This is a genomic window from Paraburkholderia caffeinilytica, from assembly GCF_003368325.1.
GTDB lineage: Bacteria > Pseudomonadota > Gammaproteobacteria > Burkholderiales > Burkholderiaceae > Paraburkholderia > Paraburkholderia caffeinilytica.
On the sequence record NZ_CP031466.1, the window covers coordinates 337,991 to 351,411 of the forward strand.

A 13,421-nucleotide genomic window follows, 5' to 3' on the forward strand; every position below is an offset into this window, starting at 1 on the left:
GCATCGATATCCGGCGGCCGGCTCGGGTTGAACTGCCGATCTGATCACTTCACGCCGGCTATATCACGCCGGCAATGAGCAACACGATCACAACGATTACCACGATGCCGAGACCACCGGTCGGGGCGTAACCCCACGAGCGGCTATGCGGCCACGTCGGAAACGCACCGATGAGGAGAAGGATCAGCACAATCAGAAGAATAGTTCCCAACATATTAATAACCTCCGCTTGGGTTCACAGGAACTGCCCGTCACGACAGCCATGGAGCACGCGGTTCAGGCGAGCTTGCGAAAAGCAGTATCGACGCCTTGGGATTCAGCAAACCATGTGCCCAAAGACGAGCGTCCTGACGCGAATTGTTTGAAACGATCGTTGATTATTCGTGTCCGTACTGATGCGTGCGCCTTTGACGAATCGATCGTCGAGGCGATTCGACTTACATTCAGAGTGCTGCTCGCGCTGCGCAAACCCCTCTCGCAATCCTTCTTTCATCAGACATTTACCGCGTCTCGCAATCTCTCGCCGGCGTCCCAGGATCGAACGAGGCCGTTACGGGCGGTGTTACGTAACGAGCGCGTTACCGCACACGATTCCGCGTCTTTTCTCATCGGCTTCCTAAGAGACGCGTTCGAACGAAAACTTATATCTAACAAGGGTTTGTCCGATATCCCCTGAGCAATCGTCAAGAAAATCTGAAGATTGGCATGCTTGCTGCTTTATAGGTTGCGCGACGCACAACACAGACAAGACAAGCAGTAAGTGTTAGCGAAGTTCGAGTTGGTGAAGTTCGAGTTGGTGAAGTTCGAATCAACGACTGGCCTGGTCGGGGGTTATCAGGTCAGTTTTCTCAACGCACAAGCGGTGTGATCTTTTGTTCGGATTCGTCGCGGCGGCGTTTTGCCTGAGTACCCAGGCTGGGCGGGTACGAGCGGCTTGTAGTCAATCCCCCAATCGTTGTTCAGGAACATCCAGTCGCTTCGTTTCGCGCTGGATGAGTGAAATCCGGGTTGTTTTGCATTGCGCGCTTCTTCGCGTGCCGGGGTGTTGTTGTCGCGAAGAGCGTGGTGGTGGAAGTGCGAGAGACACGAGCTGTTGAAGCGAACACAAGTTGAGCAGCTCGACAAGAACGTTTGGTGCGAGAGACCAGCGCGGGGGATAAAAATGGATACGGCGAATTTTGCGCAGCAAAGAAGAACGATACCGGGGTTGCAAAGCCTGATCGCGCGCTTGCTCGATGTGATGCTCGTCGTCCTTGGGGCGGTGGCCGCTTCGCAAGTGCGATTTGAAGATCTCATGCAAAGCCGTATCGACACCGCCTTCGTTGCGTTTGCCGCGGCTTTTGCGCTGGTTCTGTTCCCCGCATTCGGCGTGTACGGCTCATGGCGTGGGCGGGCCATGCTGCGCATGGCCGGTCAGGTATCGCTCGCGTGGTTCGTGGTTCAAGGCTGTGGTCTCGCGCTGATGTTCTCGCTGCATCGAACGGATTTCATCTCGCGTCTCTGGTTCGCCTATTGGATGGCCATGACGGGAGGCGCACTGATCGTGTGGCGTCTCGCTGTGCACGCCGTGCTTGCACGCGTCCGGCACGCAGGAATGAATCTCCGCCGGGTTGCGGTTGTTGGATGCGGGTCGCACTGCCACCAGGTCGTGCGCAATATCGAGGACTCGACGACTAGCGGATTTCGCGCAGTGGCCGCCTTCGATGTGCGGCCGATGACGGGAACGATCGGCTCAGGTGTGCCGGTGTACGACAACATTGCCAAGTTCGCCGCCTACGTGAGATCTCACGATGTGCAGGAGTTGTGGCTTGCGTTGCCGCTTTCCGAGGAACGCACGCTGTCGCGCTTCGTGGCCGAGTTCCGCGACGACCTCGTGAATGTGCGCTTCGTACCCGATATGCGCAGCGTTGCACTGTTCGATAGCGGCATGATCGATCTGATCGGCATGCCTGCGATCAACCTGGTTGCGTCACCCGTGCCGGCTCGCGCTTTGGTGAAGAAAGAGATTTTCGATCGTGCGTTCGCTGCGTGCGCGCTGGTTGCGCTTGCCCCCGTACTGATCGCGATTGCGATCGCCGTCAAGTTGTCTTCGCGTGGACCGGTGTTCTTCACGCAGAAGCGCAAGGGCGCGGATGGCCGCATCTTCAAGATCTACAAATTCCGCTCGATGCGTCCTCATGCCGTCGAAACGGGCGTGGTGAAACAGGCCACGCGAGGAGACCCGCGTATTACGCGAGTGGGTGCGTTTCTCAGGCGTACCAGCCTGGATGAGTTGCCGCAGTTCTTCAATGTACTGCGCGGCGATATGTCGGTAGTGGGGCCGCGGCCTCACGCGATTGAACACGACGAGCTTTATCAGAAAGTGGTGAATGGCTACATCCATCGATACCGGATAAAGCCCGGGATCACAGGATGGGCACAGATCAACGGATTCAGAGGAGAGACAGACCAGATCGAGAAGATGCAAGGACGCGTCGAACACGATCTGTATTACCTGCGCAATTGGTCGTTCGGGCTCGACATGCGGATTGTCGGCGCGACAATAGCGAAGGGTCTGGTTCATAGCAACGCGTACTGACACCTGCACACAATAAAAAATACATGGCCATGAAATTACGCGGACAACAACTCCGATCGGCGCCGAACGCGCTGGCGCTTGCTGCGGCTTTAGCGTTTTCTGCTTCGGCGCACGCGGCCGACCCTGCGCTCAATGCCCTCGGGCAGGCGGGTGGTTTGGTGATTCCGTACGGATTTGCGTTGCCCGAAGGGACGGTGGAGGCGCAGTACAACAACTACATCGATCCGCGCTATGGAAAGCAGGCGACGGGCGCGCAAATGTATTGGGGCGCGGTGGGATTGCTGCCTTATGTGGAGTTTTCCGGCGGACTCGCCAATTACCCGGCTGATGTTCACGCGCCATTCAGTAACGCCGACCACTTTCTGTTTCGTCACCTGATGGGTGACGTCAAGGTCGAAGTACCGAAGTTCTTTAAGTATCAGCCGAGCATTGCGTTAGGTATTAGCGACATTGGTGGTCAGACACATTTCTTCCGTTCGAAATACGGCGTGGTGTCGCAAGCATTTGGACCTGTGACGTTGACCGCCGGTTACGGCCAGGGCGATCGCCTCGATGGCTTGTTCGGCGGCGCGCAGGTCTCGCTGTGGAACACCGGTTTGTCGCTGTTCGCAGAAGACGATTCGAAGACGCCTTATGCCGGCGTGCGCTATCAGTCTCCGCGTATCAGGTGGCTAGCCGATGCGAACGTGATTGGCACATTCATGCGTTCGATCCGTTCGACGGATGGTGTGTCGCCGCGCACGTCGTTCTCGGTGGGTATTCAGATTCCGCTGGGCAAACGCTTTAGCAGTGCGCGGTGTGTGGACGGCTTGTGCGAAGGCTCGCAAGTGCCGGTCGCCCAGACTGCCGATGCCGATGCCGACGATGACGGCTCAATCCGTCTCGCCAGCCTGCAACCGGTGGATATGCGTACCGCCACAGCCGACAACAACTTGCTGGCCGCAGCGCCGATTACATATGTGCCGCCGTTGCAGTCGTACGCGTCAGTGATGTTGAGCGACGTGACGGCGGCCAAATCGTCGGATGCGCAGTCGCCTGCCATTCCGGAGACGCTGGATACCTCCGCGCTCGATGAAATCGCCGCGCAGCTGTTTGCCGCCGGCCTCGAGCGCGTGCGCGTCGGGATGAGTGGTCGCGATCTGGTGGTCGAGTACGAGAACCATCGCTACAACCAGAATGAAGCCGACGCGCTCGGCATTGTGCTTGGTGTAGCGAGCGTGAATGCGCCGCATGGCGCCGACAAGATTCACGTGGTCATCAAGAAGGCCAATGAGCCGTTGGGCGAAGTCATTGTCGATCGCGATGCATTTGCGCAGTTCGTTGCGGGCGGCGCGCCGACAGCCGCAAGCGCCTCGCTGACGATGCACACGCGTCCGACATATGACGCGGATTCGATCGCATGGCATGGCAATGAGCATACGCATGGGCTGACGCGGATCCAGATCGAGCCGATCGTCAGTTACCTGTACGGCACTGAGTACGGCAACTTCGACATCTCGCTCGGCGCCAACATCGAGGGGTTCGTACCGCTGTGGCGTGGCGCGGAGCTGTACGCGAGTTATATCGCGCCGATCTACAACACGAAGAACATGGACGAAGGCCGCGTGTTTAGCAATTACCGCTTGCGCGGTGGTCTGAATGCAGTCGCGTTGGCACAGAGCTTCTGGATCGTCCCGCAAGTGTTCAACGTGGCATCGGTCGGCAAGTTCGATTACTCGTATGTCGGTGTGCAAAACGAAACAACTGTCTTCGTGCCGGGCCGTCCCGATCTGATTCGCCTGCGGCTCGCCTATTTGCACCATGAGCCGGGCCATGACGAATTGCCGAGTGCGAAGAACGCCGAACTGACTTATCGCTGGGTGCAGCCGTCCTGGAAGCTGTGGATCGAAGCGGGCGTGGCGCGCTTTGTGGGAGGAGACAAAGGACCGGTCGCGACGCTGACGCGCTGGTTCGACGACGTATCGGTGAGCGTGCACGGCGAGCACAGCGGTCAGGGCACCTTTGTGGGCGCCGCGATCAGTTTCCCGTTGACATTGCGTCAAGGGATGAAGCCGGGGATCAGTCAGGTGTACGGCTCTGAAGAGTTTGGGCTCGATTTCCGCACGCGGGTGGGATCGACGAATTACTTGACGGCCAATGCGGCGGAAAACATGACCTTCCCGTATAGCACGCAGCAGTACTTGCTGAATCAGGGCCGCTTTAGCGGTGAGTACTTCTCGACCCAGCTTTACCGGATGCGTGATGCGTATCTGCGTTACGGACGGCCTGGTAGTGACGGAACGAAGCCGAAGCCGCAAGCGAGCGTGCCTGCTGTGTCGACGGGTGCTGTGCTTTCACACGGCGTCTGTGGAAACGGTTTGCAGGGTGTAAGCGACGGACGGGCGTTGACGCCGGTCGATTGTGAATGACTTTCTTTGGAGGTAGGCGATGAAGCTTCTAAATGGCGCGACGCTGCGCACGCTGCAGTTCGGATCGATAGTGCTTGCGACCAGTGCGCTGGTTGCATGCGGTGGCGGGACCAGTAGCGGCGGCTCGCCGGTCGGGACGGTGGGTGGTACGGCTGCTGTCGGCGCAGCGCTGGCTAACGCAAGCATCACGCTGACTTGCAAGAACGGTTCGGGTAGTGCAACGGCAAATTCGAACGGTGCTTACTCGGCCACGTTTGCCTTTGACGGTCCTTGCGCGATTACGGCGACCGGTGGCGCGGTCACGATCCATTCGTTTGCAGCCGGCACGGGTACCTACAACGTGACACCGCTGACGGAATTGTTGCTGGACTACCTGGCGGGGCAATTGGGTACGACGGTTAGCGGGTTGCTTTCGGGGATCACGTCCAACGCGTCGTATCAGAGCGCGTTGTCGAACAGCACGGTGATTGCGAGTGCGCAGGCGGCTGTCGCGACGCTGATTAAGAACACGTATGGGATCACGCTTTCTTCTTCGTCGTTCCTGACGGTTTCGTTTACGCCGGGGGCGCCTGGGGCGGACGCGGATCTCGATGCGTTGCTGGCGGCCGGGGCGATTACGAGTAATGGGCAGCCGGCGGCTTCGTTGGCTTCCGCTGCGCAGGCGGCTGGGGCGGCGGCGCCGATCGGGAGTGGGAGTAGTGGGTCGACGAGTGGGACGACGGGTGGAACGGGGGGGAGTGGGGGGACGGGGACGGTGACGAAGTAGGGCGTCTGCGCAATTGGCTTGTAGATACACCTCAAAGTCGGATCGTGGTTTGACTCGCGGTCCGACGTCAAGCGGCAGTTAAATGCGATGGTTAATGAACGTTGCTGATAGATGGTGCGCGGGGTGATCAAGGGGTGAGAAGAAGGCTACGTGTTACGGCGAGACGTTACGTTACGAGACAGTCGCTGTCACCAAATTCGAAGAGCTGTCTTCGGCGCGCCATCGATTCAAATGCAGAAAACGCAGCATTCTTAAGGAATGTCGCAGCAGTTTTTCTTCCGGATCCTTTGCCTAACTGTTGGCATATTTGGTGCTTTAAAGATTGCTGCGGAAATGCTCGTATTGATTGGGCGTTCGATCGTCCGATCAAGTGAACTGTGAACTCGTTGACGACGCCGCATGCAAAACGGAATGGGCTTTTTGGTAAATGGCAGCTCAACCGCCAAAAGTAAAAAAACGAACGTAAAACGAGGTGAATGCAATGACAGTTTCGCTGGGGAATTGGAGCGGCAACGGAATGCGATGGGTCGGCCGCGCTGCCTCCGTGTTGACTACAGTGATGGCGACCGCATTGTTATCTGCCTGCGCCGTTGCTCCGGGGATGCGCATGACGTCTTCCGCGGCCCTACCTGTATCCAGCGCCGACGATGCTGCTCAGCCAGCGGAGCTACAGATTCCCATAACTGATATTGACGCATCCTTGATAGAAAAAATGCGCGATACAACTGCGCAGGCGAGCGTCGACCATGTTCGCGCCTTAATGGTGAAACCGAGTCCGTACACGCTGGGCGTCGGAGATGTCCTGCAAATAACCGTGTGGGACCACCCCGAGCTTGCTGCGGCGCTTGGTACGCAGCCTCAAACGAATTCTCGACCATACGACCCGGTCCAAGGTTTCCTGGTAGATGACAACGGCAACATTCAAATTCCGTACGCCGGAAGTATCCATGTAGAAGGACGCCGTACCGATGAAGTCCAACAGCTGGTCTATAACGAACTCGCAAAGGTTTTCATCAAACCGCAAGTCACCGTCCGAGTCGCTTCCTTCCGGGCGAAGCAAGTATTTGTCGACGGGGAGGTACACACACCGGGCGCAGTTCCTATAAACGATATTCCGATGTCGCTGTACGAGGCAATAAATCGAGCCGGCGGTTTCAGTTCGTCTGCCGACCAAAGCCGAATGATTCTCGTCCGCGACGGGGTCTCTTACTCTTTGAATCTGTCTCGAATGCTCGATAGCGATCAAAACCCCTCCAAAGTTCTACTGAAGAATGGCGATCTGCTTCGGGTGGTATCGCGTGACGACAACGGCGTCTTCGTCATGGGCGAGGTCAATAAGCCATTGACCGCGGTCCCTATGAAGAGCGGCAAGCTTACCTTGAGTGACGCACTGTCGCAGGCTGGGAGTCTAAACACTAGCAGTGCCGACGCAGCGCAGCTCTACGTAATTCGAGGTTCTCTCGAAACCAGGCCACAGGTGTTTCACTTGAATGCCCGTTCGCCGGTGTCGATGCTGTTAGCCAACCAGTTCGAACTACAACCGAAGGATGTGGTGTATGTGGACGGAAACGGCTTGGTTCGCTTTAGCAGAGTGCTCAGTCTGCTCTTGCCGGCCATCAATGCAGGTCTGACGGCAGCGGTCGTGACGAAATGATCTCGAAAAATCTAAAGCTGAGTGCTCTATATCTCGCATCACGACCACCGTATCCCGCTAGGGGAGGTCGAGAACGGCTTATAGCGCAAAGCATTGAATTTCTCGCGCCGGAGTATGACCTTCATGTGGTGATTTTTTGTCGGAGCGACGAAAAACCGGACGTGGCTAGCATCCTCGCATTGGGTTGCAAGTCCGTTAAGTTAGTCCAGCTTCCCGGGGCTCTGGAGGTTTTTACCAACATACTTACTCGTCGCCTGCATTCGTTACAGGAGAATTTGTTCTTCTCAAGACGGACGCGTTCTGCTGTGCGCAGACTAGTGTCCAGCGGAATCAGCGTTGTCATAGCTGACATGTTGCGAACTGGACAGTACTGTGAAGACATGGACGTGCCGAAAGTGCTCGATCTTGATGATCTTCTATCTGAGCGTTATCGCCAGTTTCTGGTCAATGGATGCAAGCAGACGGTATTCGGGACATTTTCGAAGCGAACTCCGAAGTCGTTGTTGGTGGTTGAGCCTCTCTTGAGAAGACTGATTTTGGAGCGAGAGCGAAGAATGATGGCGAGGCGTGAGATAAGTACGCCAAATCGGTTCGATGTGACTTTTCTGACCTCTGAAACTGAGGCGAGTCAGCTTCGCGGTGACGGCACAAATGCGAGGGTGTACGCAAATCCGCAGGCAGCCATAGCATCCGCCTACGATTGGAGAATGACCGGTCATGCTGAGAAATTAGTTCAATGTTTCTTCATTGGAAATCTGCACACATCCCAGAATCTCGCCTCCTTGAAATTTATAGTTCGCGAGATTATGCCGATCGTACTTGACCAGGGATTGGATATTCACGTTCACGTTGTCGGTGAATACGACGCCCGAGCGATCGAGGCGGCGAGCGGATGCAATCGTGTGACGATGCACGGATTCATCTCTGATCTCTCGGAAGTCGTACAGCGCTGCTCGATTGCACTTTTGCCCATTGCGGAAGGCACCGGAGTCAAGACGAAGATATTAGATGCTATGGCCATGGGAATCCCTGTCATCACGAATGGATTGGGGGTTGAAGGGCTTTCCGTCGTGCACGAACGAGATCTATTGATTGCCGAGACTGCGCGGGAGATTGCAGATCAAATATTTCGCTTGAATCTGGATAGCGTGTTGGGAGAGCGTTTGTCCGAACAGGCCAAGAGCTACGTTGCCAGGAACCATGATCCGACACTGCTGCGCGAGCGGTTTCGGGAACATGTTTTTACGGCTTTAGAAGTGGGGCGAGCCCGACTGACGTATTCGTCTCCGGGTGCGGTAAGTCGCTAGGTTGTGTCGCAGAGCGATTTCGGATCATTGGTGCCGCGGAGTATCGAGCTAGAGATCGGCGGCGACAACGGCCGGTTAGAGGAAATTTGCCTCCCGAGCCGACCTATTTGAATGCCATTGAACCGGTAGTATCCATCGGGGAGCGCTGTTCCTATGACCTCAAAAATTGGTGGCTTGATATTAGCTCTGGCGCTTTTCTCCGCTGCCGGCATTGAGCCCGCGATAGCGAAAACGTTGTTACCGATCGATCCATTGGTGTCGTCCTCAGGTACAGCAGTGCATCCGGCTGACGGATCGTCAACGCCACGTTCGATGAACCGCAGGGCTTCTCCGGAGCAACTGCTCGCGCCGCGCTCGTCTGGCACTACGCGATCGGATCGGACATCTCCACGTTCAAACATTTCTAGTCGTAACAGCCAGGACCGGAACTCACTGCTTACAGACGATCTGGTCAGCGGCCTGGAGATGCGCACTGGCTTCACGGGAGGAGGGAGAAACCCTCGATCAACTACCGCGGCAATGAGCGGTGCAGATTTAGGGGAAGCAGGCGTCAGTCTGTCGCAGTCGTTAAGTAACGGGCAGTACAACAATTCTTCCACGCAAAAAGGGCGCCGGAGATCTGCCACCTCGGGAGACTTGTGTCTCGGGGCCATCTCTAGTCTGCAGTGTGGCGAATGATTCTTCAACGTTATGCGGCCGCAACCAGGCGATCTTCGACGAATTCATAAGCATGAACATCTCTAGCATCTTGGTCGTTTGCACCGGAAACATATGTCGCAGTCCTATGGCGGCAGGAGTGTTGAGGGATGCATTGCCGCGTATCAGTGTGAAGTCGGCAGGATTGCAAGCTTTGATCGGGCAGCCCGCGGACAGGATTGCAATCGAATTGCTTCGCACACGAAAGATCGATATTTCGCCGCATAGGGCACAGCAATTGAACGGTTGGCTATGTTCAACAGCAGATCTGATCCTTGTTATGGATAACGAGCAAAAGAGTGCAATCGAGCGGCACTCTCCGGTACTAACTGGAAGGGTATACAAGCTCGGTCATCATGAAAACCTCGATATACCAGACCCCTATAAGAAGGGGCAGAAGGCGTTTGAACGGTCTCTCAATCTTATTGACGCTTCCGTTGAGCGATGGGCCCAGTACATCGAATACCTGGAAATGGCGCGGTGAGCAGTTCGCATCGACGTGCTTTTGCTCATAACGACGTCGGTGAAATCACAAGAATGGTGAAAGATAAAAATGAATAATCTAGCCCAGGATTTTCGGTCTCACGAGGACGATTCTGACGCACTCGATCTGTCAGCGGTGGTCGATGTCGTGATAGAAAATCGTTATTGGATATCTGCAATTGTTGGAGTTTTTTTGCTCCTCGGTGGGCTTTACTCGTTTCTTCGCTCCCCAATCTACCGCGCAGACGTCATGGTGCAGATTGAAGATGGCACGAGTTCGACGAGTAACGGTCTACTTGCAAATATAGCCCCTTTGCTTGACATGAAGTCATCGGCAGATGCTGAGATCCAGCTATTGGGATCGCGGTTGGTGGTCTCGGCTGCGGTGGACAAACTGCACTTGTTTATAAACGCAAATCCACGATATTTTCCAATTGTCGGGAAATGGATTGCAGGCCACAACAAAAAAATGTCAGAGCCTGGTCTGTTTGGCATTGGAGGATTTGTCTGGGGCGCTGAATCAATCGATGTCAGTACGTTCGATGTTCCACGCGTCATGGAAGATGATCTCTTTCGAATCGAAGTATTGGGCAACGGGCGATTTGAATTGTCAGGCGCTGACCTTGATGGTCCGGCTACCGGCGTGGTAGGCGAAACGTTGAATGTACAGACATCGTCTGGTCCAATTGTCCTCCGGGTGATGGCGCTTGATGGTGGGAAGGGTGCGCAATTTGACTTGACGCGTTCGTCTCGCCTGGAAACGATCACGCGTCTCCAGGAAAAGCTGGATATCACACAAAAGGGCAAGGACTCCGATGTACTCTCTGCGACCTACGACGGAACTGACCCGGAACTTGTTAGCCGTGTCATGAACGAGATCGGCGCACAGTACGTGAAACAAAACGTGCTGCGGAAGACCGAAGAGGCGCAGCGATCAATCGATTTTCTGGATGTTCAACTCCCACTGCTCGCCGAAAAACTCCGCCAATCGGAGGATAAATATAACAAAACGCGCCAGCATCTCAGTACGGTCAATCTAGGTGACGAAGCTGGGCTCGTGTTGCAGCAGTCGGTAGAGGTGGAGACTCAGTTGACGGCGCTTCGACAAAAGCGAACTGACCTCGGCTCGCGATTCGCCACGACTCACCCGGCTATGCAAGCGCTCGATGCGCAAATTGCCGCACTTGAAACCCGTTCGAAAGATATCGACGCTCAGATCAAGCAGCGGCCGCTTATCGAGCAAAACGTATTGCGTGATACGCGTGACGTGCAGGTGAATCAGGAACTCTACTTAACACTTCAGGACAACCTCCAGCAATTGAAATTGGTGAAGGCCGGCAAAGTCGGTAGTGTGAGGCTTGTCGATGCCGCTCCAGTTCCGGAAAAGCCGATATGGCCGCGCGCGATTGTCATCATTCCGCTGGCGTTCCTAGGGGGGCTCTTTGTCGGCTTCGCAGTCGCTCTGGTGAGAAGCCGGCTATTTGGCGGTGTTAGCGATTCACGCGACATTGAGCGCATTCTGGGTATCAACGTGTATGCGACGGTGCCGATCAGTACGGAGCAGCGGCGCATTGATCGAAGAATTGGATCAGCCGGTGGAAAGACGACACTACTTGCCGTGCAGTTTCCAAACGATCCCGCCATTGAAAGTCTTCGTAGCTTCAGGACCGCATTGCAATTTTCGATGGTCGAGTCAACGAATAATCGGGTGATGTTTACGGGCTCTCTACCCGGCGTGGGAAAGTCGTTTGTCTCTGCAAACTGTGCTGCCGTTCTTGCACTATCTGGTCGGAAAATTCTTCTTATCGACGCTGACGTCCGGAAGGGACATATTCATCGCTATCTAGGCTTAGGTCGCTCTGCAGGATTTGCAGAATTGTTAGCGGGTGTTGTCGATGAGGGTACGGCGATCCAACGGACAGATGTACCAGGTTTGGAGTTCATTTCCGCCGGCGCTGTTTCGACCAACCCTGGTGAAATATTTCACTCGGGGCGTCTGGTCGGCCTGATAAATAGCCTGTCTTCGAAATATGACCTTGTGATTATCGATACGCCTCCTGTACTGGCGGTGGCGGATGCCGCGGTACTGGCGCCGCATTGCGGAGCTACTTTTTTGGTGGCGCTGGCGGGATCCACGAAAGTGGCTGAACTAGGCGAGTCTGCGAAGCGCCTAGCCCAGGTCGGTGTGTACGCGAAAGGCGTGGTGTTCAACGGAGTCAATCCAGCGCTCGGCAAGTACGGCTATGGGTCCGCGTATGGCGGCTATCGCCACGCGGAATACACATACGGGAAATAGCTGTCATGGCGATCAAGATAAAACCCCTTGGAGTGGGACGGTCTGTCCGGGCACTGTGTCTGATGATGACCTTGGCGATTCTGACGCAGCGATTTGCCATTCCTCTTGGCGCCACCCAGCTTCCGGTAGCGTTTCTGCTGTACTGGGCGACGGTCCTATGGCTCACGATTGATGGATTAACGGTGCCGCACAAACTCAATGCAATCGTTCTTTGGGTTTCGTTCGGCTTGATCTTGCTGTGCTCGTTGAGTACCTACGGAAAAACATCTATTAGTTCGTTGCTGTACTTGCTCGCCTTATACCTCCCACTGACGATGGGCGCTACACGATCTGTAACGCGCGAGAATACGCGCGAAGTGGCGCGATACTTTGTTTTTCTAATGGTGTTATTTTCTATTGTTGGAATATGGCAGTATTTCAGTCAGCTAATTTTGCACATTCCCTACACGGATCCAATCGGGAATTTGCCTGACGCAGTAATAATGCAGGGTTATTTAGCCAGTTATCCAGTTTCATATGGCGGAGACTTGTATAAGTCGAATGCATTTGTATTTCTCGAGGCGTCGTTTCTTTCCCAGTTTGTTGCTTTGGCGATTGTTATCGAGCTGAGTTTCTGGAGAAGGTTGTGGGTTTTATCGACACTCTTGCTGGGTCTTTTGGTGACATTTTCAGGGACAGGTTTGATGCTACTTGTTGCAGTGACACCTTTCATCTTGATAAAAAATATAAAAAGTTTAAAGGTGATTGCTCTAACGGTGGCAGCAATTGTCGTTCTTGTTGGAACCGTTATTATGCGGCCGGAGGTAATGGTCCGGGTAGCCGAGTTTGGCACTTCTGATACGAGTGCATCTGCAAGGTTTATCGAGCCGTTTACCCGAATGGCACGATACTCAACGAGAACCACTAGTAGCTTGATTGCGGGATATGGTGCCGGTTCCTCTGACCGATTGGGAAGTGCAGGTGACTCGCTGGTCAACTATTCGGCAATACCGAAGGCAATAATCGAATATGGCTTGCTCGGCGGCCTTCCACTACTTCTGGCTATAGCCGCCTGCATAACATTGTCTGTCGGTTCGTTGCCGCTTGTGACAGCTCTTGTATTGACGCATTTTGTGTTGTCCGGTGCGCTTCTTCAGCCAATTTCCGTGATGCTTATTTATTTTTTTAATGTGAGTACCGTTCGAAAAAAGCGTCTGGTTCGGCGCGATCTTACGGCCTCAATTTGATCGAGGG

At 54.9% G+C, this 13,421-nt stretch carries 9 protein-coding genes; 8 read left to right on the forward strand and 1 reads right to left on the reverse strand.

All coding sequences use genetic code 11. The annotated features are described in order from the left end of the window. Positions 1-58 precede the first annotated feature (58 nt). Entirely contained in the window at positions 59-214 is a 156-nt protein-coding gene (locus DSC91_RS01630; protein ID WP_115776526.1) for a DUF3309 family protein, read from the reverse strand. Between the two features lie 984 nt (positions 215-1,198). Between DSC91_RS01630 and DSC91_RS01635 the strand changes: the two genes are divergently transcribed. The 8 genes from DSC91_RS01635 to DSC91_RS01670 all read left to right on the forward strand — a co-directional run bounded on the left by DSC91_RS01635 (position 1,199) and on the right by DSC91_RS01670 (position 13,414). Continuing rightward, the gene (locus DSC91_RS01635) at positions 1,199-2,578 is read left to right on the forward strand and encodes an undecaprenyl-phosphate glucose phosphotransferase (RefSeq protein ID WP_115779640.1); all 1,380 of its coding nucleotides are present in this window, start codon (positions 1,199-1,201) and stop codon (positions 2,576-2,578) included. Between the two features lie 23 nt (positions 2,579-2,601). Continuing rightward, positions 2,602-4,986 carry a YjbH domain-containing protein gene (locus DSC91_RS01640; RefSeq protein WP_115776527.1) on the forward strand — a complete coding sequence of 795 codons (2,385 nt, stop codon included), beginning with the start codon at positions 2,602-2,604 and terminating at the stop codon, positions 4,984-4,986. A 19-nt stretch (positions 4,987-5,005) separates the two neighbouring features. Further along, positions 5,006-5,752 (forward strand): carboxypeptidase regulatory-like domain-containing protein, encoded by a 747-nt coding sequence (locus DSC91_RS01645; RefSeq protein ID WP_115776528.1) that lies wholly within the window; start codon positions 5,006-5,008, stop codon positions 5,750-5,752. A 517-nt stretch (positions 5,753-6,269) separates the two neighbouring features. After that, the gene (locus DSC91_RS01650) at positions 6,270-7,406 is read left to right on the forward strand and encodes a polysaccharide biosynthesis/export family protein (RefSeq protein WP_229758384.1); all 1,137 of its coding nucleotides are present in this window, start codon (positions 6,270-6,272) and stop codon (positions 7,404-7,406) included. 380 nt (positions 7,407-7,786) lie between these two features. After that, positions 7,787-8,713, forward strand: a complete 927-nt coding sequence (locus DSC91_RS01655; protein WP_162831311.1) for a glycosyltransferase family 4 protein — start codon at positions 7,787-7,789, stop codon at positions 8,711-8,713. Between the two features lie 730 nt (positions 8,714-9,443). Next, entirely contained in the window at positions 9,444-9,893 is a 450-nt protein-coding gene (locus tag DSC91_RS01660; protein ID WP_115776530.1) for a low molecular weight protein-tyrosine-phosphatase, read from the forward strand. A 69-nt stretch (positions 9,894-9,962) separates the two neighbouring features. Further along, complete coding sequence (locus DSC91_RS01665; RefSeq protein WP_115776531.1) at positions 9,963-12,188, forward strand: polysaccharide biosynthesis tyrosine autokinase; 2,226 nt, start codon at positions 9,963-9,965, stop codon at positions 12,186-12,188. A gap of 5 nt (positions 12,189-12,193) precedes the next feature. Beyond that, positions 12,194-13,414, forward strand: coding sequence for a hypothetical protein (locus DSC91_RS01670; protein ID WP_162831312.1), 1,221 nt, complete (start codon positions 12,194-12,196; stop codon positions 13,412-13,414). The last annotated feature ends 7 nt before the right edge of the window (positions 13,415-13,421 follow it).